The organism is Micromonospora sp. NBC_00330, from assembly GCF_036136635.1.
Classification (GTDB): Bacteria; Actinomycetota; Actinomycetes; order Mycobacteriales; family Micromonosporaceae; genus Micromonospora; species Micromonospora salmantinae.
Genome location: NZ_CP108012.1, coordinates 564,249 through 586,126 on the forward strand (window position 1 = coordinate 564,249; position 21,878 = coordinate 586,126).

The window sequence follows — 21,878 nt, forward strand, 5'->3', positions numbered from 1 at the left end:
CGAGGCAGGTCAGCGCAGTGGGGCGGGTCAGGGGATGAGGGCGGCGGGTTCGGCGATGCACGCGGTGCCGATTCGGCGGAAGCCGACCCGCAGGTAGACCCGCGCGATCTCCTCGCTGCCCGCGGAGAGGAAGACCAGCTCGGTGCCGGCTGCCAGCAGTTCCCGGGCCAGGGTGGCGGTGAGCGCGGCGCCCAGCCCGCGTCGTCGGGCGGACGGCAGGGTGGCCACTCCGGCGATCTCCGCGACGTCGTCCACCCGCATCGCCATGCCGCTGGCCAGCGCGCCCTCGGTCGGCGTGCCGGCCAGCGCGGAGATCCGTCGCCCGTCGGCGATCCGGACGCGTTCCTCGTCGAGCGCGGCCAGTTCGAGTTCGGTGACGGCGGCGTCGCGTTCGGCCGGGCCCGCCTCGCCGGGGGCGGTGCCGGCGGCGGCGAACGCCACCGCTGCGACCGCACGCCGGGCGGCGACGTCGGCGGCGAAGCCGGGGGAGTCCGCCGCCAGCACCCGCACCGCCGCGTCGGAGAGCGTCGCCGGGTCGGGCAGCGCGCTCGGGTCGAGCACCATCAGCGGTGCCTCCAGCACGCTGAGCCCCGCCGAGCGGGCCACCGCCAGCAGCTCCGGGGCCGTCTCGTGCACCCACTCGAAGGCTTCTGGCAGGCCAAGCTTGCGCTGGCGCTCGCGAACCGAGGTCACGTCGGCCAGCGACGGTGGTTCGGTGGCGTCGATCCGGGGGCGGGCGTAGAACGGCCAGCCGGCGCCTTCGCGGACGAACAGCACCAGGCCGCCATGATCCTCCGCACCGGCGACGTCGCGGGGCACCGCGTCGTAGAAGCGTTCCAACCGGTCGAAGACGTTCTTGTGTCGCGGATCCACCGCGCGAGACTACACGTCCCAGCCAGTGGACGGTGTGATCAATCTCGGGTGGCCGTGCGACCCCGGCCCTAACGTAGACTCAATAGACCCACGGGCCGACGTCGTCCCCACCATGATCCAACCTGAGTGACGACAGGAGGCCCGGTGGCTCAGCCGTACGCGGACACAGAACAGCCGCACCCGCACAGCCCGCAGGCGTCCCCGACGCCCCACCCCCGTCCGTCCGCCCAGGGCCTCTACGACCCAGCGCAGGAGCACGATGCCTGCGGCGTGGCCTTCGTGGCGGACCTGCGCGGCCGGCGTTCACACTCGGTCGTCGCCAACGGGCTCGGCGCGCTCTGTCGGCTGGACCACCGGGGCGCCCGTGGCGCGGAGCCGAACACCGGCGACGGCGCCGGCATCATGATCCAGGTGCCCGACGCGTTCCTGCGCGCGGTGGCCGACGTCGCGCTTCCCCCGGCGGGCGAGTACGCCACGGGGCTGGTCTTCCTTCCCGACGACGATGCCGCCGAGGCGCGCGCCCGCCGGGTGGTCGAGAAGTACGCGTTGGTCGAGGGCGCCGACCTGCTCGGCTGGCGGGACGTGCCGATCGACCCGAGTGACCTGGGAGAGACCGCCCTGGCGGCGATGCCCCGGGTCCGGCAGCTCTTCCTGGCCGCGCACCGCCTCACCGACACGCCCGACGGGCCGGCCGGCTCACCGCTGCGCGGCCTCGAGCTGGACCGGGTGGCGTTCTGCCTGCGCAAGCAGGCCGAACGGGAGACCGCCGAGCGCGGCGTTCCGGCGTACTTCCCGTCGCTGTCCAGCCGCACCATGGTCTACAAGGGCATGCTCACGCCCGACCAGTTGCCGGCGTTCTACCCGGACCTGCGCGACGAGCGGGTGGACAGCGCCATCGCGCTGGTGCACTCCCGCTTCTCCACGAACACCTTCCCGTCCTGGCCGTTGGCGCACCCGTACCGGTTCATCGCCCACAACGGCGAGATCAACACGATCCGGGGCAACCGCAACTGGATGCAGGCCCGCGAGGCGCTCCTGCGCTCGCCGAACGTGCCGGGCAACATCCGGCGGGTCTTCCCGGTCTGCACCCCCGCCGCCTCCGACTCGGCGAACTTCGACGAGGTCCTGGAGCTGCTGCACCTGGCCGGGCGGAGCCTGCCGCACGCGGTGCTCATGATGATCCCCGAGGCCTGGGAGAACGACCCGGGGATGGACCCGGCCAAGCGTGCCTTCTACCGCTTCCACGCCAGCCTGATGGAGCCGTGGGACGGCCCGGCGTCGGTGGCCTTCACCGACGGCGAGATCGTCGGCGCAGTGCTGGACCGCAACGGGCTGCGTCCGGGGCGCTGGTGGCAGACCGACGACGGGCTCGTGGTGCTCGGCTCCGAGGCGGGCGTCCTCGACCTCGACCCGGCCCACGTGGTCGCCAAGGGGCGACTCCAGCCGGGCCGGATGTTCCTGGTCGACACCGTGGCCGGGCGGATCGTGCACGACGAGGAGATCAAGTCCGAGTTGGCCGCCGCCCAGCCGTACGGCGAGTGGCTGCACGCCGGGCTGATCGAGCTGAACGACCTGCCGGCCCGCGAGCACACCGTCTACACGCACGACTCGGTGCGCCGCCGGCAGCAGACCTTCGGCTACACCGTGGAAGAGCTGAAGATCCTGCTCGGGCCGATGGCCCGCACCGGTGCCGAGCCGCTCGGTTCGATGGGTACCGACACCCCGATCGCGCCGCTGTCCACTCGGCCGCGGCTGCTCTACGACTACTTCCACCAACTCTTCGCCCAGGTCACCAACCCGCCGCTGGACGCCATCCGCGAGGAGTTGGTGACCAGCCTGGCGTCGACGATCGGGCCGGAGGGCAACCTGCTCGACCCGGGCGCCGCGAGCTGCCGACAGATCGTGCTCCCGCACCCGATCATCGACAACGACGAGCTGGCGAAGATCCTCTCCATCGACGAGGACGGCGACCTGCCCGGCTTCAAGGCGGTCCGGGTCTCCGGGCTGTACCGGATCCGGGAGGGCGCCGCCGGGATCAAGGCGCGGCTGACCGAGATCTGCCGGCACGTCTCCGAGGCGATCGAGGACGGCGTGCGCATCCTGGTGCTCTCCGACCGGGACTCCAACGCCGACCTGGCGCCCATCCCGTCGCTGCTGCTCACCGCCGCCGTGCACCAGCACCTGGTCCGCGAGCAGACCCGTACGCGGGCGGCGCTGATCGTCGAGTCCGGGGACTGCCGGGAGGTGCACCACGCGGCGGTGCTGATCGGCTACGGCGCGGCGGCGGTCAACCCGTACCTGGCGTTCGAGTCGGTCGAGGACATGATCGCCACCGGCACGTTGGCCGGGGTGGAGCCCGCCGCCGCGGTGCGCAACTACGCGAAGGCGCTCGGCAAGGGCGTCCTGAAGATCATGTCCAAGATGGGCATCTCGACGGTCTCCTCGTACTGCGGTGCGCAGGTCTTCGAGGCGGTCGGCCTGGACACCCGGCTGGTCGAGCGCTACTTCCGGGGCACCCCGAGCCGCATCGGCGGGGTGGGTCTCGCGGGCGTGCACACCGAGGTGGCCGCCCGGCACGCGCTGGCCTGGCCGCCGCCCGGCACCGCCACCTCCGACCGGTTGGAGGTCGGTGGCGAGTACCAGTGGCGCCGCGAGGGTGAGCTGCACCTGTTCAACCCGGAGACGGTCTTCCTGCTGCAACACGCCACCCGCAGCCGGCAGTACGACGTCTTCCGGCAGTACACCGCCAAGGTCGACGCGCTCGCCGCGCAGGCCGGCTCGCTGCGCGGGTTGTTCATCCTGCGCACCGACGTCCGTCCGGCGGTACCGATCGAGGAGGTCGAGCCGGCCACCGAGATCGTCAAGCGGTTCGCCACCGGCGCCATGTCGTACGGGTCGATCTCGGCGGAGGCGCACGAGACGCTCGCCATCGCCATGAACCGGCTCGGCGGCAAGTCCAACACCGGTGAGGGCGGCGAGGACGTCGAGCGGCTGCACGACCCGGCCCGGCGTTCGGCGGTCAAGCAGATCGCCAGCGGCCGTTTCGGTGTGACCAGCGAATACCTGGTCAACGCCGACGACCTCCAGATCAAGATGGCCCAGGGCGCCAAGCCGGGCGAGGGCGGTCAGCTGCCCGGCAACAAGGTGTGGCCGTGGATCGCCCGGACCCGGCACGCCACCCCCGGCGTGGGTCTGATCTCCCCGCCGCCGCACCACGACATCTACTCCATCGAGGACCTCGCCCAGTTGGTGCACGATCTGAAGTGCGTCAACCCGGCGGCCCGGGTGCACGTCAAGCTGGTCAGCGAGGTCGGGGTCGGCACCGTCGCCGCTGGGGTGGCGAAGCTCAAGGCGGACGTCATCCTGATCTCCGGCCACGACGGCGGCACGGGCGCCTCCCCGATGAACTCGCTCAAGCACGCCGGCACCCCGTGGGAGCTGGGGTTGGCCGAGGCGCAGCAGACGTTGTTGCTCAACAAGCTGCGCGACCGGGTCACGGTGCAGGTCGACGGCCAGCTCAAGACCGGCCGGGACGTGCTGATCGCGGCGCTGCTCGGCGCGGAGGAGTTCGGCTTCGCGACCGCGCCGCTGATCGTCGAGGGTTGCGTGATGATGCGGGTCTGCCACCTGGACACCTGCCCGGTCGGCATCGCCACCCAGAATCCGGTGCTGCGGGAGCGCTTCACCGGCAAGCCGGAGTTCGTGGAGAACTTCTTCCTCTTCCTCGCCGAGGAGGTCCGGGGGTACCTGGCCGAGCTGGGTTTCCGGTCGATCGAGGAGGCCATCGGGCAGTCCGAGGTGCTCGACGTGGCCCCGGCGCTGACGCACTGGAAGGCGCACGGGTTGGACCTGGCGCCCGTCCTGCACCTGCCGGAGTTGCCCGCCGGTGCGGCCCGACGCGGGGTCCGCGCGCAGGATCACGGCCTGGAGCACGCGCTCGACAACGAGCTGATCGCGCTGGCCCGTCCGGCTCTGACGGACGGGGCGCCGGTGCGGGTCGAGGTGGCGGTACGCAACGAGCACCGCAGCGTCGGCGCGATGCTCGGGGGTGAGGTGACCCGTCGCTTCGGCGGCGCCGGCCTTCCCGAGGACACCATCGAGTTCGTGCTGCACGGCACGGCTGGGCAGTCGTTCGGCGCGTTCCTGCCGCGCGGGGTGACCCTGCGCCTGCACGGCGACGCCAACGACTACGTGGGCAAGGGCCTCTCCGGGGGTCGGCTCATCGTCCGTCCGGATGCCGCCGCGCCGTTCCTCGACCCGGACGCCGAGCCGGGGCAGCGGGCCGAGGATCAGATCATCGCCGGGAACACCATCCTGTACGGGGCCACGGCGGGCGAGGTCTTCCTGCGTGGCCGGGTGGGGGAGCGGTTCGCGGTGCGCAACTCCGGCGCGATCGCCGTGGTCGAGGGCGTCGGCGACCATGGCTGCGAGTACATGACCGGCGGCACCGTGGTGGTGCTGGGCGCGACCGGCCGGAACTTCGCGGCGGGCATGTCCGGCGGCACGGCGTTCGTGCACCATCTGGATCGGGCCCGGGTCAACGCGGAGCTGGTCGACCTGTTGCCGCTGGGCGAGCAGGAGCAGTCGCTGCTGCACGAGCTGATCCAACGGCACGTGGCCGAGACCGGGTCGGCGGTCGCCGAGGAGCTGCTCAAGCGGTGGCCGGAGGCGGTGGCCGAGTTCACCGCCGTGGTACCCCGCGACTACCGCCGGGTGCTGGAGATCATGCGGGCCGCCGAAGCAGCCGGCCGCGACGTCGACGACGCGGTCATGAAAGAGCTGACCGCGCCCGCTGTGCCGGCGATGCCGGTGCCGCCCGCCCCGCGGGTGGCTGCCCAGGAGGTGGCACGTGCCTGACCCGAACGGTTTCCTGCGCTACGACCGGCGGTTGCCGGCACGCCGCCCGGTGCCGGTGCGGATCAGCGACTGGCGGGAGGTGTACCCGCCGGCCGGTGAGGAGTTGGTCCGTGAGCAGGCCACCCGCTGCATGGACTGCGGCATCCCGTTCTGCCACGACGGCTGCCCGCTGGGCAATCGCATCCCGGACTGGAACGACCTGGTGCGTACCGGCAACTGGGACGCCGCTGTGGAGTCGCTGCACGCCACGAACAACTTCCCGGAGTTCACCGGCCGGCTCTGCCCGGCGCCCTGCGAGGCGGCCTGCGTGCTCGGCATCTCCGGCGGTCAACCGGTGACCATCAAGCAGGTCGAGGTGGAGATCGCCGACGCCGCCGCGGCGCGCGGGTTCACCCCTCGTCCGGTGCCGGCGCCGTCGGGCCGGTCGGTCGCCGTCGTCGGTTCCGGGCCCGCCGGCCTCGCCGCCGCCCAGCAGTTGGCCCGCGCCGGCCACGCGGTGACGGTGTACGAACGCGACGACGCGATCGGTGGCCTGCTCCGGTACGGCATCCCCGACTTCAAGTTGGAGAAGCGGCACATCGACGCCCGACTGGCCCAGCTCGCCGCCGAGGGGGTGCGCTTCCGCACCGGCGTGAACGTCGGGGTGGACGTGACCGCCGAGCAGTTGCGCGCCGAGCACGACGCGGTGCTGCTGGCCTGTGGGGCGTTGCAGGGCCGGGACACGCCGGAGACCCCGGGGCGGGCGCTTCGGGGCGTACACCAGGCGATGGCGCACCTGGTCGCGGCGAATCGCGCGGTCGCCACGGCGGCCACCGACCAGGCCGGCGTGGTGGCCACCGCCGAGCGTCGGCTGGCGCGGGCGGTGTTGCCGGACGGCACGCCGATCGACGCGGCCGGCAAGCACGTGGTGATCATCGGTGGCGGTGACACGGCGGCCGACTGTCTCGGTGTCGCGCACCGCCAGGGCGCCGCGGGCGTGCACCAGCTCGACCTGTACCCGCAGCCGCCGCAGGAGCGCGACGAGGCACGGGACCCGTGGCCGACCTGGCCGTGGGTGCTGCGCAGCTACCCGGCGCACGAGGAGGGTGGCGAGCGGGTCTTCGCCGTGGCGGTGCAGGAGTTCGTTGACGACGGCACCGGTCAGGTGCGGGCGGTGCGGATCGCCGAGGTGACGGTGGAGAAGCGCGACGGCCGGCGGGTCGTCACAGTGGTGCCGGGCTCCGAGCGGGAGTTGCCTGCCGATCTGGTGCTGCTGGCGATCGGTTTCGAGGGCACCGAGCAGCAGCCGCTGCTGGCGCAGTTCGGCGTGGCCCGCAACCCTCGGGGCGCCATCGACGCCGGCGACGACTGGCAGACCGACGCCGACGGGGTGTTCGTGGCCGGTGACATGCACCGGGGCGCCTCGTTGATCGTCTGGGCCATCGCCGAGGGGCGGGCGGTCGCCGCCGCCATCCACGGCTATCTGGGCGGTGCCGGTGCGCTGCCGGCCCCGGTGGGCCCGGCCACGCAGGCTCTCGCCGCTCGTTGAGGTGCGGGCGTCCGGTCGGTGCGGCACGTCCGCCGCCGTACCGACCGGACATTCCCGCTGGTGAAGCAGCTCACAAATGTGGGCAAATAGGTTTAGCCCGGCAAGACTTGCCGGCTGCCGAACCGCGCCGCGATCGGTGTGAATGATCATGCTGCCGATCGCTGGAGGTTCGTCGTGGCCAGAGGTGCCACCTTCGCCGCGTTGCGCCACCGCAACTACCGGATCTGGGCGCTCGCCGGCTTCGTCTCCGTCATCGGCACCTGGATGCAGGTCCTCGGGGTCAACTGGTACGTCCTGAAGGAAACCGGCTCGGCGACGTCCATGGGCTTCGCCGTGCTGCTCCAGGCGGCGCCCACGCTGCTGCTCAGCGTCTGGGGTGGCGTGTTGGCCGACCGGCTGCCCGCCCGTCCGTTGCTGATCGCCGCCCAGGGTGCCCACGCGGTGCTCGCCGCCGGACTGGCGGCGGTCGCCCTGACCGGGGTCGGCGGCCTGCCGCTGATCTTCGCCATCTCGCTGGCCACCGGTGCCGTCTCGGCGATCGAAGGGCCGGTGATGGGGCGCTGGGCCGCCAGCCTCGTCGACCGGGAGACGCTGGGCAACGCCCTGGCGCTCGGCTCGCTCACCAACTCCGCCGGCCGCATCCTCGGCATGAGCCTCGGCGCCGTGGTGGTGGCCGCCGTCGGACCCGCCCTGCTGTTCGGCATCAACGCGGCCAGCTTCGCCGCCGTGGTGGTGGCGCTGTTCGCCGTACGCCTGGGAGCCGTGCCCGGCCTTCCGGTCCCGGACGCCGGTCGGGCCCGAGGTGGTGTCCGCGCCGGGTTCGCCTACCTGCGCGGGCAGCCGGTGCTGCTCCTCGCGCTCGCCCTGTCGTTCGTGCTCGGCAGCCTGGGCCGCAACTACCAGGTGACGATGGCCGCGATGAGCGACGGGCCGCTGGACGCCGGCGCCTCGGGGTACGGCCTGCTGTCGACGGTGTTCGCGGTCGGGACGGTGGTGGGCGCGCTCGTCGCGGCCCGACGGCGTTCCCTGGGCTACCGGACGCTCGTCGTCGCGGGCCTGTTCGCCAGCGGGTTGCAGATCGTCGCCGGCCTCGCACCGGGCACCTGGAGCTTCGCAGCGGTGATCCTGCCGATCGCCGCCGCCGCGGTGGTCATCGACACCACCGTCGGCACCCGCGCCCAACTCGACACCGACGGCGCGATGCGGGGCCGGGTGCTCGCCGCCCTGGCGGTCACCGGCTCCGTCTCCGCCGCGGTCGGCGCCCCGCTGCTCGGCTGGCTCGCCGAACACGTAGGGCCCCGGCAGACGCTCGTCCTCGCCGGAGCCGCAGCGGCGATCGCCACGACGGCGGCGGGCGTCGCCCTGGACCGGCAGCACGGCCGGGCGGCGACCCTCGCGCTCGTCGTTCCGCGGCCCCGCCATCCGGTACGACGAGCGGCGTTCCGGGCCGCCCGCATCGTCCGGCCCACCGGCGCGGTCTGCGTCATCGCGCCCGCCGAAGCCGGTGCGGTGCGGTGGGGCGGGGTCCGGCTCCGGGAGTTGGCCACCGCCGGGCCGGTGGCCAACCGCTGAGACAGCTGTCACCCTCGGCGGCCCGTTTCCGGGACAGGGCAACCTGAAGATCATCGTTACGCTGCGATCATGGACGTTGAGGAGCGGCTACGGCGAACCCGCCGATGGCTGTGGATCGTGCTGATCGGGCTCTTCCTGAGTGGTGTCACCGCCTTTCCGCTGGAGATCGAGGTGCGCTGGCTGCTGCGCGTACTGGATCCGCTCGCCGGCCAACTGCCCGCGCTGGTCACCTGGATCGAGCGGGTGCACACCGGGCTCGTGACGGCCGGAGAGGACTACCCGTTCCTGCTCTACGGCACCGACTGGCTGGCCTTCGCTCACCTGGTGCTGGCGGTGGCCTTCTGGGGGCCGCTGCGCGACCCGGTGCGCAACGTCTGGGTGGTGCAGGTCGGCATGATCGCCTGCGCCGGCATCGTTCCGCTGGCGCTGATCTGCGGCCCGATCCGCGACATTCCCTGGTTCTGGACCGTCGTCGACCTGTCCTTCGCGGTCGGGGCGTTCCCGCCGCTCTGGTTCGCGTACCGGCACATCCGCGCCGTCGAGGCGAGCACGGCGCCTTCCTGAGTTCTCAGCCAAAGATCCGCGCAACAACAGGGAAAGTGGTGCCTCGGGTGCTGCGGAGGCACCTACATCCCTGAAGTTGCGCGGATCTTCAGCCGGTCGAGACTCCTAGTGCGACATCAGGTGGTGCGACTCCCGGATCTTCGCCCAGGACTTGGGCTCCGTCGGCGGGGCGGCCTTACGGGCGGCGCTGGCCACCTCGGGCCGGCCGGCGGTGAACAGCCAGGTGGTGAACAGGTCGTCCAGGTCCAGTCCGGAGATCCGCTCCGCCAGGGCCTGGAACTGCTCGATGGTGCCGTTGCCGTACCGGCGCTCGGCGGTCCAGGTCGGCAGGATCTCGAAGAACGCGTCGTCGCCGACGGCCAGCCGCAGCTGGTGCAGGGTCATCGCGCCCCTGTCGTAGACGGCGTTGTCGAAGACCCGAGCGGCACCCGGGTCGCCGGGCAGCACCTGCCAGAAACCGTCGTCGGCGGGGTAACTCGCGTAGGTGAAGTCGAAGACCTCCTGGGCGGTGCCCTCGCCCTGCTCCTCCGACCAGAGCCACTCGGCGTACGAGGCGAAGCCCTCGTTGAGCCAGATGTTGCGCCAGTCGGCCACCGAGACCGAGTCGCCGAACCACTGGTGGGCCAGCTCGTGCGTCACCACGTAGGTGTTGGCGCCGCGTCGCCAGAAGCCCGGCCCGTACACCGGGCGGGTCTGCGTCTCCAGCGCGAAGCCGATGCCGTCGATCGGCCCGGCCACGCCGCCCTGCGCCTCGAACGGGTACGGGCCGAAGATCCCGCTCTCCCAGTCGACGATCTCGGCGGTCCGCTCGATGCTGGCCCGCGCGGCCGGCCCGAGGGCACCCAGCGAGGTGCTGTACGCGTTGATCACCGGCTGCCCGCTCGGGGCGGTGTCGGTAACGATGTCGTACTGGCCGATGGCCATGAAGGCCAGGTAGCTGGCGGTGGGGGAGGTGGTCCGCCAGATCCACCGGGTGCGGTTGCCGGCCTCGGCCAGCGGCGGCCTCGGCTGCACGCCGTTGCTGATCACCTCGACGCCGGTGGGCACCGACACCGAGATGTCGTAGGTGGCCTTGTCCAGCGGGTGGTCGTTGCTCGGGAACCACCACCACGCCGACTCGGGCTCGTTGACGGCGAGGGCGCCGTCGTCGGTACGCGTCCAACCGGTGTAGCCGTTGACCAGGGCCTCCGACGGGACGCCGGAGTAGCGCACGACGATGGTGAGCTGCTGGCCCCGGGTCACCGTGCGGGCCGGGGTGACCACCAACTCGTGCGCCCCAGCGGTGCTGGTGCTCGCCGCCCAGCCGTTGACCCGGACCGACTCGACGTCGAGCAGGAAGTCCAGATTGAACGTCGAGAGGTCCTGCGTGGCGGTGGCGAGGATGGTGGTGGTGCCGGTGAGCAGGTCGGTGGCCGGTTCGTAGCGCAGCCGGACGTCGTAGTGCTCGACGTCGTAGCCGCCGTTGCCGTAGTCGGGGAAGTAGCTGTCGCCGAGTCCGGGCGCGCCGGGTTGCGGCGCTGCGGAGACGACCGGACGGCCCCAGCCGCTCGGGGCGGCCTGGCCGGGGGTGCCGGCGAGCATGGTGCCGGCGGTGGTGAGGGTCAGGGCGGTGGTGGCCGCCGTGAGGACTCGTCGCACGGGGTGGACTCCCTCCATCGGGTGTTCGCCAGGCCAACCTAATCGACAACTGTGAACGTCGCCGCCCGCCACACCCATCGTTGGTCGTCGCCCTCTGGCGTGCCTTGCACCGCAAGGTCACACTGTGTTGATCGGAGGTGACACGTGCGGCGCTCGGAGTTACCCAATCGGGAGTTCATCGGCCAACGGCAGTCGACAGCGGGCCGGGAGCGGCTGCCGGCCGGTGGGTTGGAGTTGTTCGCGCTGCTCGCCCGGCTGCTGCGGCGACCCCGCCGCGGCGACCGTCGGCTGCCGCTGCTGTGGCTGGTCCGCTCCGACACCGCGGATCTGATGGTGCCGCTGCGCCGCTTCCTCGGCCAGGGGCCCCGGCGGCGGGTTCCGCACGCCGTGCTGGACGCCGACGCGCCGCCCGGCGCCGGGGACGTGCCGGCGCTGCTGCGCGAGCTGCACCGGCAGCTCTCCCTGGAGGCCTTCGGCGCCGCCCGACTGCGCTTCCGGCACTATCCGCTCGCCGACTGGCTGATGCAGCAGAGCCTCAACCTGGGCATCGACGCCGACGACAGCCGCGCGGCCCTGGTCCGCCGGCTGCGCGACCGCAGGGGCCCGCGCACGCCGGAGGCGTTGCCCTCCGGCGGCGACGCGGTCAGCATCGTCTCGCAGGTGCTGCTCTGGCTGGTCCGTCGCGCCGTGCCGGGGGTGGTCTTCCGGGCCGCCGTCTCCGGTCGGGTGCCGGCGCTCGGGCGGCACTACAACTGGTTCATGCGCCAGCAGTATCTGGCGCCCCGGCAGTCGGTCACCTTCCTCGGCTTCGCCGAGCGCCTCACCGCGGGCTGGCGCGACGGGGAGCAACCCGACCAGGTCAACAAGCTGCTGCTGCACGCGTTCCTGGAGGACCTGCGGCAGGCGTACCGGCGCCGGCCGTGGCGCCCGTCGGACTGGCGGCGCACCGCGTACCCGGCGCTGCTGGTCGACCACGTCGCTCCGGGCAACGTCGGCGGCGAACTGGTCCGCCTGATCGGCGACGTCCGCACCGAGACCGGCCGCAACGACCCGCTGCTCGTCATCGCGTCCGGTGGGCAGCCGCCGCCGGAACTGCCCGAGCCGCACCCGTTGACCGAGGCCGACGAGGCGTTCGACGAGTGGGTCGAGGCGCTGCCGGAGATGCGCCGCCTGCGCCGCCCGGCCGCCTGGCTCGTGGCGCTGCGCCCCGACGACACCGACACCAGCCCGCCCTCCCGTGCCGGGGTGCGCCCCTTCTCCGCGCCCGACCCGCCGTGGTGGTCGCGGCGCTTCCTGCCGACGGCGCTCTGCCTGGTGCTGGTGGCGGTGCTCGGCCTGTGGGTGGCCAGCCGGTGGGGGCCGGGCTGTCACCCCTCGCTCACCGGCCAGGTCTCGGTCGAGGTGGTCGGCAAAGGCGAGTGTGTCGGCTACAGCGACAGCGCCGCCCAGGTGTTCAACAACGACCCCGGCCAGGACCGGCTGCGCACCGTTCAGGAGCGCATCTTCGCGCAGAACCGCGCCGCCGAGGAGGTCTGGCAGCGCAGCGACCGACGACGGCCCTTCCTCACCCTGGTCTACCTCGGCACCCTCACCGGCAACCTGACCCGCGCGGACGAGGAGTCGTACGTCTCCGAGCGCGAGGAGCTCGAAGGGATGGCCACCGCCCAGTACGCGTTGCTGAAGGAGTCGGCCGGCGCCGGCGGCGCTGCGCTGCTGCGGATCGTGGTGGCCAACGGTGGCCGCCAGATGATCTACGCCGACCGGGCCGTGGCGATGCTGGCCGAGCTGGCCCGGGACGACCCCACGGTGCTCGGGGTGGTGGGGCTGGTGGAGAGCCGCACCAGCACCGCCCGCGCGCTGCGCGAACTGAACCAGGTCGGGTTGCCGGTGCTGGCGCCCACCCTCTCCGCCGACAAGATGGACGCCAACTCCCGCCTCTACCTCCAGATCTCCGCACCGAACAAGGACCAGGTGAAGCTGGTCGACGCGTACGCCAGGCAGGTGCTGAAGGTCAACGAGGCGCACGTCTTCTACACCACACTGGAGGGCAGTTCGCTCACCGAGGACCTCTACGTGGGCACCCTCGTCGACGGGCTCCGACAACAGTTCGGCCCCCGGATCACCCGCCTCGACGAGTGGCGCACCGGGCAGCGGCTGACCGACGAGTGCGGCTACGCCGGGCTGCTCTTCTACGCGGGCCGATGGTCGGAGTTCGACGGTTTCCTGCGGGCGCTGCGCGAGTGCGGCGGCAACCCGCCCCGACACCTCGTCGCCGACGACTCGGCCAACCGGTACATGGCCAACCCCGGGCTGCGCGCCGCCGCGCCCGGCAACCTGCCCGTCACGTACGTCTCCAAGGCGGCCCTGGCCACCTGCGCGGCGCTGCGGGCCGCCCAGGACCGGCGCGACGACGCCCGGGCCAGCTTCCTGTCCTGGATCCAGGCCGACGACCTGCTCGACCCGCCGCGCTGCCGGCCGGGTGCCGAGGAGGAGCAGGTCGGCGAGCGGGTCAGTCTCGCCTACGACGCGTCGATGATGCTGGTCCGGGCGGTGGAGAGCCTCGCCGCCCGGCTGCACCACGGCGATCCCCGGCAACGCTGGGAACCGGATTCGGTCAACCCGGTGGGCGTGCACGCGGAGGTGCTCCGGCAGAACGCCGGGCAGGGCTACCCGGGGGTGGCCGGGCTGATCCGGTTCACGCCCGACTCGGGCGAGCCGGTCGACAAGCGACTGGCCCTGATGCGGGTGGAGCAGGTGCCCGACGTGGCGAGAGCGCCGGTGGAGGTGTTCCGCTGCGGGGCGGCCGACGCGTCCGGCCCGGCGGCGTGCGGCCCCGCCTGACCGGTCCGGCGTGACACGTCCTCGCAGGACTGTCCGGGTGCCGTCGGTGTCCGTTAGGGTTCCTGGGACCAGGCGGACGTGGCGTTGGGGGCAGAGGGTGGGCAGGCTCGCGTCGGCGTACGGGCAGGCGGTCAACTCCCACCGGGCGGCTCGCGCCCATCTGGACACCGCCCGCAGCGCCCTGGGGGCGGCGCCGACCGCCGTCGCGCCGGCCGGCGGGGACGACCTGGTGACCCGCCTCGCCCGCCTCGGCGGCGCCCTGGCCACCCCCGCCCCGGGCGTCACCCCGCTGACCGACGAGCCGGCCGCGGTGCGGATCGGCGAGGCGTCCACAGCGGACGGCTCCTTCCCGGTGCTGGTCCCGCTCGGCGGCGGCCACCACCTCGCCCTCGACGCCGACGCCCGGGACCCGCAGGTCGCCGGGCTGCTGCGGGCGCTGGTGCTGCGGCTGGTCGCCACCGCGCCGCCCGGCCAGGTCCGCGTCGCCGGCATCGACACCGCCGCGCTCGGCGCCACCTTCGGCCCGCTGCGACCACTGCTCGACGCCGGGGTGCTCGACCCCCCGGCCACCGGTGAGGCCGAGGTGGCAGCGCTGCTGGACGCCGCCGAGCAGCACGCCCGCGCCGCGCAGCACGGTCAGCCCGCCGCCCGTCGCCTGTTGGTGGTGGTCGCCACCGCCGCGCCGCCGCCCCGCGAGCTGGCCCGGCTCGCCGCGCTCACCCACGCCGGCCCGGCCGCCGCCGTGTGCGTGCTGCTCGCCGGCCACCCGTCCCGGCTGCCCGGCGAGACCGCGCCGCCGCTGGGCGGCACCACAGCGGTGCGGCTCCACCAGGGGTACGCGCACGTCGGCGACCCACCCGGCGCCCCGTTCAGCGCCGACGGCAGCGGGCTCGCCGCACCCGTCCTGCTCGACGGTGACCCGCCGCCGGCCTCGGTACGCGCGCTCGCCGAGCACCTCGGCACCGCCACCCGCCGCGCCGACGCGTTGCCCTTCACCGACCTGCTGCCCGAACGGCGCTGGGCCGAGTCCGCCGGCAACGGCCTGCGTACGGTGATCGGCCGGGCCGGCGGCGGCGCCGCCTTCGACACCGCGCTGACGCTCGCCTTCGACGACGCCACCCCGCACTGGCTGGTCGGCGGGCGCACCGGCGCCGGCAAGACCGTCTTCCTCCTCGACGTCCTCTACGGGTTGGCCGCCCGCTACTCGCCGGCCGAGTTGCAGCTCTACCTGCTCGACTTCAAGGAGGGCGTGAGCTTCACCGAGTTCGTGCCCACCGACCGGGACCCGTCCTGGCTGCCGCACGCCCGCGCCGTCGGCATCGAGTCCGACCGCGAGTACGGTCTCGCCGTGCTGCGCGAGCTGCGCCGGGAGGCGCAGCGCCGGGCCACCGCCCTCAAACGGCACGGTGTCACCAAGCTCGCCGACCTGCCCCCTGACAATCCGCTGCCGCGCATCGTGACGGTCGTCGACGAGTTCCACGTGCTGCTCGCCGGCAACGACGCGCTGGCCCGCGAGTCGGTCGACCTGCTGGAGGAGTTGGCCCGCAAGGGCCGCTCGTACGGCATCCACCTGGTGCTCGCCAGCCAGAGCATGACCGGCATCGAAGCCCTCTACGGGCGGGCCGAGGCCATCTTCGGGCAGTTCGCGTTGCGGGTGGCGCTGCCCGGCGGTGGTGGGGTGCTCGACCAGCTCAACGACGCCGCCGCGGCCCTGCCGGTCGGCTCCGCCGTGGTCAACACCGCCGCCGGCGCGGTCGGCGCCGACACCGTGCTGCGCTTCCCCGACGCGCACGCCGCCGCGGCGGACCTCGCCGCGTTACGCCACGACCTGTGGCAGGCCCGCCCGCCAGGCTCGCGGGCCCCAGCGGTCTTCAAGGGGTACGAAGCCGCACGGATCGAGGACGACAGCACGTTCGCCGGGTTGCGCCCCGGTGGTCGACGCCCGATGGCCCTGGTCGGCCGGACCGTCGACGTGCACGGCACCACAGCACTGTTCCTGATGGACACCACCCCCGGCCGGCACCTCGCCGTGGTTGGCACCGCACCGACCGGCGCGGACGTGCTGCGGGCCGCGACGCTCAGCCTGGCCCGCCAGCACACCCCCGGCGACGCCCGCTTCCACCTGGCCTGCCTGGTCACCGCCGCCGACCCGGTCGCCGACGACACCGAGACGCTGCTGCGGGCCGCCGGGCACCCGGTGCAGCGCCTCGACGCGGCAGGGCTGCGCGACCGGATCGCCGTGCTGGCCGCCGAGCCCACCGGCCGCGAATACCTTGTGGTGTTCGGCATGGACGCCGCCGCGCCCGTCCTCGGGGCCACCGACCCCGCCACGTTCCGCTCCGGCCTGGACGACCTGCGTACCGTCCTGCGGCAGGGCCCCGGCCACGGGGTGCACCTGCTCGGCTGGTGGCGGGGGCTGCGCCGACTCGCCGACGACCTCGGCGGCACCCAGAACCGCGACGACGTCGCCTGCCTCGTCGCGCTCAACGTGCCCGGCGCCGAACTGGCCCTGCACCTCGGAACGCACGACCTGACCTACACGCCCCGCCCCGACCGGGCGCTGCTGATCGACCGGCACGACCAGCGCACCCGGCTGATCGTGCCGTTCGTCGGCGACGGGCACGACCCCGACGGGGAGCGGTGACAGTGTCCTTCGAGGAGTACGCGGCGCTGGCCCGGCAACTCTCCGCCCAGCACCGCGCCGGGGAACAGCACGCCGCCGCCGAGTCCGCCCGCCGCCGCGACCTGCACGCCGCCGTCGACTACCTCCAGCAGCGGCTGGCCGCCCAGGGCCAGCGCCTCGACCAGCTCGGCCGAGCCATCGGCGTCGACCAACCACCCGCTGCCCCTGCCCCTGCCCCTGGCCCGGAGACGCCGGGCGAGACCGCCGCCTGGCCCGGCCCGCCGTCCGGCGCCGGGGCGCCCACCGCTCCCACCGCGCCCAGCTCCGGCCCGCCCTTCGCTGCCGGCGCTCCCACCGCGCCCAGCTCCGGGGACGGGGAACCCGCCGGCGCAGCCGGCGCGCCGGGGCGGACGGGGGTCGGGGCGTACCCCCAGCTGCCGGCGGGGGAGGCGCGGCTGGCGCTGCCGACGGCGGTGAGCCCGGCGGGCGGCGGGGTGCCCGTGCAGCGCGCTGCGGCGGCCGACCCGGCGGTGGAGTTGGAGTTGGCCCGGCGGATGGCCGACGAGGCCGACCGGCACGGGCAGCAGGCGGAGTTGCTGGCCCAGCGACCGGCGCTGCTGCCGACGTGGTCGCCGCTGGCGCGGGCGGTCGCCGTCTACGCCGGGTGCGGCGCGGCGGCCGGGGTGCTCGTGCTGATGCTGGTGCTCGCCTCCGGGGTCGGTCTGGTGGACGGGTTCACCCTCGGCGCGTGGATCTGCGCGGGGTTGCCGGCGGTGGCGTTCTTCGGCGGCTACCTGGTGCTGGGCCGCTGGGGGCGACCGGCCATGGTCGCCGGCACCCCGCCGCGATACCTGCCGCTCGGGTTCCTGATCTGTTTCCTGGTGGTGCCGATGGCCTACTGCGCGTACCTGCTGATGGTCCGCGGCCTGCGCTGACCGTGCGGCTGGTTGGCTCGGGGCCGAGCGACTAGTCCAGGTGGTAGGTGATGCTGCCGGCGTCGCTGAACCTCTGCTCGGCGCCGCTGTTCGAAGGGCTGAAGACGCGGCAGGCGCAGCCGTCGACGGGCCGCCCCGCTGACGCCTCGGCGTAGTACCAGACCTGACCCAGCTGGGCCTTGAACGTGCGACTGGTTCGCGCCGGCACCTCGATCGCCCGGTGCGGTTCACACTGAGCGTCGAAGAGCCACAGCACGTAAGGCTCACTGGTCGTCGAGGCAGTGCCCCGCAACGGATCGCCCCACCGGCCCACGGGAATGTCGCGTTGGAAGTACGCCACCGCATCCTGGCCCTTGGTCTTGGCGATGCAGGCCCGGTAGAACGGTGCCCGAGATTCCGGGGTCGGACTGGGCGCTCCCGGCGCCGACGACGATGACTGGAGGCTGCTGAGGATGCTCTGCCCGTCACCGGTAGCGACGGAGACGACGAGCAGGAGCGCGAGAAGCCCGATGACACCGCCGGAGAGCCCAATGACGTGAGCCCGGCGACCGCGTCCGGCCGGTGTCGTGTCTGTCTTCTGAACCGTCAAGCCACGTCACTCCCTCAGCCGGCTCCCATCGAGTCTAGGAGGCATCGCGCTCGGGCGTGGTCCCCGAGCCGGGCATCGCGGCCTGCCGGTCGGCCGCTCCACTGTGATCCACACGCCCTCGGAGCGCCACACCTCCCGGCGGTCCACCGTGTTTATGTCGGTGCCGTAGTCTCGCGCCCCGTGCGCAGTCGGTGCGCAGTGCGCTTGCCGAGGGTCTGGACCGTCATGCCTCGATGTCTCGCAAGCGGTAGGTCGAAAGGTTGGTCAGGGAATTGCAGGGATACACGTCCACCCAGGTTGAGCCGATGCCGGCGGGGGGCGGGCCTGCCGTTTCGCCGGTCAGCGCCGATCCTGCCGCAGGAACGGCGACGCCTCGCTCCGAGTCAGGGCTGTCGGTCGTCGCCGCGTCGCAGCAGGCCGGCGCGGGCGCGGTGGTTGCGGGTTTCGGGCTGATCGCCGTCGGCGCGGCCGGCGGTTGGCTGCTCTGGCGCAGCGGCGCCTCCGCGGCGAAGATCCAGCCCGAGGACACCACTGGCGTCTTCCTCACCCTGCTGGTCTTCGCCGCAGCGGTCGAGCGGATCCTGGAGCCGTTCTCGCGGTGGCTGCCAGGACGCGCCGCCGAGGCCGCGTTGTCCCGGACGGTGACCGATGTGAACAGCCGGGTCGGCGGCCCCACCGAGGCCGACCGCGAGGCGGTCGCCGTGGCCACCGCCAAGGTCGCGCGTACGAAGGCGAACCGCACCATCGTCGCGTGGGGTCTCGCCAGCGGATTGGCCACCGTGGCGTCCAGCGCCGGCGGGTTCTACGTGCTGCACGCGGTCGCCGGCGCCGGCTGGAACGGAGTGGCAGTCTGGGTGGACGCCGTCGTGACCGGTGTGATGGTCGGCAGCGGCACCAAGCCGTTGCACGATCTGATCACCCGGGCGCAGAACGGCCCGCCGTCGCCATAAGGCGCTGCCTGGCCCGCCTGTCCTGGCTCGTCGGCGGCCTGTCCTGGCTCGTCGGCGGTCTTGATCCACTCGGTTTCATTGAAGTCGGGGTCTCCGCACCAGCGGGATACCCCGACTTCAGCTATCTCGTGTCGATCTTCGGCCCCGTTGCGCTCACTGTCGGTCAACGCGGGAACTCCGCACCGCCCCCGACGCCTGTCGGTCCCGCGTCGCTCGAGATCTTGGACAGTTTCCGTTACGAGCTGACGGGAACTGTCCAAGATCTGGGTTGTCACGCGGGCTCGGCAACTCCGTCGGAGCTGCTCGTGTGGGGCGACCACTGCCCACACAATGACGGGGGAGCGAGCGACCGGTCGCGCTCGGTGGGCGGATCTCGTACGCTCCCATGTGGTCTCTGCCGGTGCGGTGGTGGAGGCGATGGTCGAACACGGGGAGGTGCGCGTGAGCGCAGCACAGATCATCGCGAGGTTGGCGGCGGCGTCGCAGAAGCTGGACGAGGCGAAGGCCAAGACCGCAGCGGCAGCACAGGACGCGGCCGAGGCGCGGGCACTCGTCGCCGGTGCGCTGGAAGGCGTGGCCGCCGGTCCGCTGGTCGGCATGATCGATTCGTACCGTCAGGCGCTCGCGCAGGCGTCCCAGGGTGGCGACCCGGCCAAGCAGCATGTGCAGGAGACGATCGCCAAGGTTCGAGCGCTGGGAAACTGACCACGGGTGGTGGCAGCGCAATCCACCAACCACCCGCGGCAGCCGGCGACGGTTGGGCCGCTGTTCAGCGGGTGACGCGGACCGTGTTGTTGAAGTCCAGATAGTCGCAGTACTCCTGCTCGCACAGTTCGAAGTGGCCGCTAGCCAGGGCCACGCCCCGATTGAAGGCGTAGCCGCCGGCCTCTGCGAACACCCGCCCCGTCACGACCTGGGGCTCGCCCGAGCAGCGCAGCGGCGCCCAGCCCGTCCCGTACGCCACGTGGTCGCCCGACCGCTGCCGAAGGACCAGCTCCGACGCGCCGGACATGCCGGCCTGGCAGGTCACGGTAAGGGTGAGGTCGACTGCGACGCCTCGTGCGACGAGGGTCGCGGAGGTGACGTCGACGCTGCTCGCCGCGCTGGCCGGCGTCGGCGCCAGCATGACGGATAGTGACAGCCCGAGCAGTGCGATGGTGGTGATGATGCGGCGCACGACGGTCCCCCTTGCCGGAGTGGGGTGCTTACCTTCCGTCACCCTAGTCCTCGCCGGCGCTGAGGGACATCAATCGTGTTCGATGACGACGACCGGGATCTCGCGGTCGGTCTCCTTCGCGTAGCGGGCGTACGTCGGGAAGACCTTCGTCATCACCGGCCACAGCCGGACGCGCTCCTCGCCGGTCGCGGTCCGGGCCCGGCCGACGATCCGTTCCGCGCCGACCTGGATCTCCACCGCCGGGTCGGCGCTCAGGTTCAGGTACCAGGCGGGGTGCGTGGCCGCGCCGCCGTTGGACGCCACCAGCACATAGTTGTCGCCGTCGCGCCCGTACATCAGTGCCGTGCGGCGCAGCGTGCCCGATCGGCGTCCGCGGGTGGTGAGTAGCAGCGAGGGTACGCCGTGGAAGGTGCCCCCGTCCGCGCCGTCGGTTTGCACGTAGCGCCGGATGTGGCTGGCGACCCAGCCGACCGGGCTGTCCTCGACCGTCTCGTGCTGCTCGTGTGTGGTCACGCCATCGCCTCCATCGTCGAGCCCGGACGGTCGAACGGGGTGTCGATCATACGCGGGGCTTATGCGGTGGCCGGCGCTCAAGAGGGTGCCGGCGGTTGTGGTCGAATGTGATGCCTGTGAATCATCTTGATGACTCACAGGCATCAGGCTCTCCAGGGACATGGCCTCCCGGGGCCGCAGGCTCCCGGGGCCGCAGGGACCGAGCCGGCGGGGGAGGGTCAGGCGCGCGAGCGCGGCAGGCAGCACTTCTTGTACTTGGCGCCGGACCCGCACCAGCAGGTGTCGTTGCGGCCGGGCGGCCAGGCTGTCACGCCTGACTCGTCGAGGCTGTCGGCGTACTCGTCGAGGGTTTCCTCGCTGGTGGGGTCGCTGCCGGTGCGTTCGGCGAAGGCCGCCAGGTCGGCGACACTGCCGACGACCACGCCCAGGTCGGCGCCGCCCATCCCGGAAGCGTCGACGAGGGCGCGTTCGATCTGGGCGCGGTGCTCGTCCCAGGTGGCGGGGTAGCTGTCGACCAGAGTGGGCCAGCGCAGCAGCAGCGCGGTGAACTCCGCCTGCGGCCAGAACAGCAGCGTCGCCGGGCCGTCGTCGAGGGCGTCGAGCGCGTGGGTGCTCGCGGCGCGCAGCCGGTCGGCGAGGTTGTCGTACTCGTCGTGGGGTAGGCCCAACTGTTCGCGCAGGTCGTGCCGCCGCTGGGCCAGGCCGTAGATCATGGCGGCGGCCTCGTCCTGGGCGTCCTCGGATTCGTGCTGCTGGGTACGGGACCGTTCCAGGATGGCGTCCAGTGCCCCGGTGAGCCATTCCAGCGCCGTGTCGCTGCGGTCGGACTCGGCCAGTTCGTCGACCAGGTACGTGGCCGCGGGATCGGTCTCCAGCAGCGGACGCAGGGCGGTCAGCTCGGCCATGCCCTCGTCGGTACGCCCGAGGCGCAGCAGCAGACCGCCGCGCACCGCGCGGGCGTACGCGTTGTCGTCCGGCTGCTCGGCGATGGCGCGGGTGGCCAGGGCGAGCGCGTCGGCCAGGTCACCGGCCTGCTTCAGGATGTCCACGGCGACCAGCAGGGCGTACCCGGTGTCAGCGGGGTCCGCGACACGCCCCTCGTCGACGGCGCCCACCAGTTCGGCGACGAGCGCGGCCGGGTCGGGGCTCTTGAGGCCCAGGGAGCCGATCTCGTCGATGCGGTCGGCGGTCAGCAACTCGGACATGGGCGCATCCTGA

15 protein-coding genes are annotated in these 21,878 nt (G+C 72.9%); 9 read left to right on the forward strand and 6 right to left on the reverse strand.

All coding sequences use genetic code 11. From position 1 onward, the window contains the following. Positions 1-27 precede the first annotated feature (27 nt). Positions 28-873 carry a GNAT family N-acetyltransferase gene (locus OG598_RS02665; protein ID WP_328652869.1) on the reverse strand — a complete coding sequence of 282 codons (846 nt, stop codon included), beginning with the start codon at positions 871-873 and terminating at the stop codon, positions 28-30. Between the two features lie 144 nt (positions 874-1,017). Here OG598_RS02665 and gltB point away from each other — a divergent pair, with 144 nt between their 5' ends. The 4 genes from gltB to OG598_RS02685 all read left to right on the forward strand — a co-directional run bounded on the left by gltB (position 1,018) and on the right by OG598_RS02685 (position 9,394). Next, positions 1,018-5,730 carry a glutamate synthase large subunit gene (gltB, locus tag OG598_RS02670; protein ID WP_328652870.1) on the forward strand — a complete coding sequence of 1,571 codons (4,713 nt, stop codon included), beginning with the start codon at positions 1,018-1,020 and terminating at the stop codon, positions 5,728-5,730. After that, on the forward strand, positions 5,723-7,258 hold the full coding sequence (locus OG598_RS02675) for a glutamate synthase subunit beta (protein ID WP_328652871.1): 1,536 nt from the start codon (positions 5,723-5,725) through the stop codon (positions 7,256-7,258). Before gltB ends, OG598_RS02675 begins: the two co-directional genes overlap by 8 nt. 174 nt (positions 7,259-7,432) lie before the next feature. Beyond that, entirely contained in the window at positions 7,433-8,830 is a 1,398-nt protein-coding gene (locus OG598_RS02680; RefSeq protein ID WP_328652872.1) for an MFS transporter, read from the forward strand. A 69-nt stretch (positions 8,831-8,899) separates the two neighbouring features. After that, positions 8,900-9,394 (forward strand): hypothetical protein, encoded by a 495-nt coding sequence (locus tag OG598_RS02685; protein WP_328652873.1) that lies wholly within the window; start codon positions 8,900-8,902, stop codon positions 9,392-9,394. A gap of 105 nt (positions 9,395-9,499) precedes the next feature. Here the strand turns inward: OG598_RS02685 and OG598_RS02690 are convergent, their stop codons facing one another. After that, the gene (locus OG598_RS02690; protein ID WP_328652874.1) at positions 9,500-11,032 is read right to left on the reverse strand and encodes a M1 family metallopeptidase; all 1,533 of its coding nucleotides are present in this window, start codon (positions 11,030-11,032) and stop codon (positions 9,500-9,502) included. Positions 11,033-11,176: 144 nt separating this feature from the next. On the opposite strand from OG598_RS02690, the gene OG598_RS02695 reads away from it, so the two are divergent. The 3 genes from OG598_RS02695 to OG598_RS02705 all read left to right on the forward strand — a co-directional run bounded on the left by OG598_RS02695 (position 11,177) and on the right by OG598_RS02705 (position 17,431). Further along, the gene (locus OG598_RS02695; RefSeq protein WP_328652875.1) at positions 11,177-13,873 is read left to right on the forward strand and encodes a hypothetical protein; all 2,697 of its coding nucleotides are present in this window, start codon (positions 11,177-11,179) and stop codon (positions 13,871-13,873) included. 97 nt (positions 13,874-13,970) lie between these two features. Then, positions 13,971-16,517, forward strand: a complete 2,547-nt coding sequence (locus OG598_RS02700) for an FtsK/SpoIIIE domain-containing protein (protein WP_328652876.1) — start codon at positions 13,971-13,973, stop codon at positions 16,515-16,517. Further along, positions 16,514-17,431 carry a hypothetical protein gene (locus tag OG598_RS02705; protein ID WP_328652877.1) on the forward strand — a complete coding sequence of 306 codons (918 nt, stop codon included), beginning with the start codon at positions 16,514-16,516 and terminating at the stop codon, positions 17,429-17,431. The genes OG598_RS02700 and OG598_RS02705 overlap by 4 nt, the downstream gene beginning before the upstream one ends. 31 nt (positions 17,432-17,462) lie before the next feature. Here OG598_RS02705 and OG598_RS02710 read toward each other — a convergent pair whose 3' ends face one another. Beyond that, positions 17,463-18,020, reverse strand: a complete 558-nt coding sequence (locus tag OG598_RS02710) for a hypothetical protein (protein WP_328652878.1) — start codon at positions 18,018-18,020, stop codon at positions 17,463-17,465. A gap of 305 nt (positions 18,021-18,325) precedes the next feature. On the opposite strand from OG598_RS02710, the gene OG598_RS02715 reads away from it, so the two are divergent. Together OG598_RS02715 and OG598_RS02720 are read left to right on the forward strand one after the other, a co-directional pair. Beyond that, on the forward strand, positions 18,326-18,970 hold the full coding sequence (locus tag OG598_RS02715) for a hypothetical protein (protein WP_328652879.1): 645 nt from the start codon (positions 18,326-18,328) through the stop codon (positions 18,968-18,970). Positions 18,971-19,357: 387 nt separating this feature from the next. Further along, positions 19,358-19,675, forward strand: coding sequence for a DUF6244 family protein (locus tag OG598_RS02720; RefSeq protein ID WP_328652880.1), 318 nt, complete (start codon positions 19,358-19,360; stop codon positions 19,673-19,675). A 64-nt stretch (positions 19,676-19,739) separates the two neighbouring features. On the opposite strand, the gene OG598_RS02725 is transcribed toward OG598_RS02720, so the two are convergent. The 3 genes from OG598_RS02725 to OG598_RS02735 form a co-directional block, all read right to left on the reverse strand. Further along, on the reverse strand, positions 19,740-20,147 hold the full coding sequence (locus OG598_RS02725) for a hypothetical protein (protein WP_328652881.1): 408 nt from the start codon (positions 20,145-20,147) through the stop codon (positions 19,740-19,742). A gap of 69 nt (positions 20,148-20,216) precedes the next feature. Further along, the gene (locus OG598_RS02730; RefSeq protein ID WP_328652882.1) at positions 20,217-20,660 is read right to left on the reverse strand and encodes a nitroreductase family deazaflavin-dependent oxidoreductase; all 444 of its coding nucleotides are present in this window, start codon (positions 20,658-20,660) and stop codon (positions 20,217-20,219) included. A gap of 218 nt (positions 20,661-20,878) precedes the next feature. Further along, positions 20,879-21,865: an SEC-C domain-containing protein gene (locus OG598_RS02735; RefSeq protein WP_328652883.1), complete on the reverse strand. Its 987-nt coding sequence runs from the start codon at positions 21,863-21,865 to the stop codon at positions 20,879-20,881. Positions 21,866-21,878 lie beyond the last annotated feature (13 nt).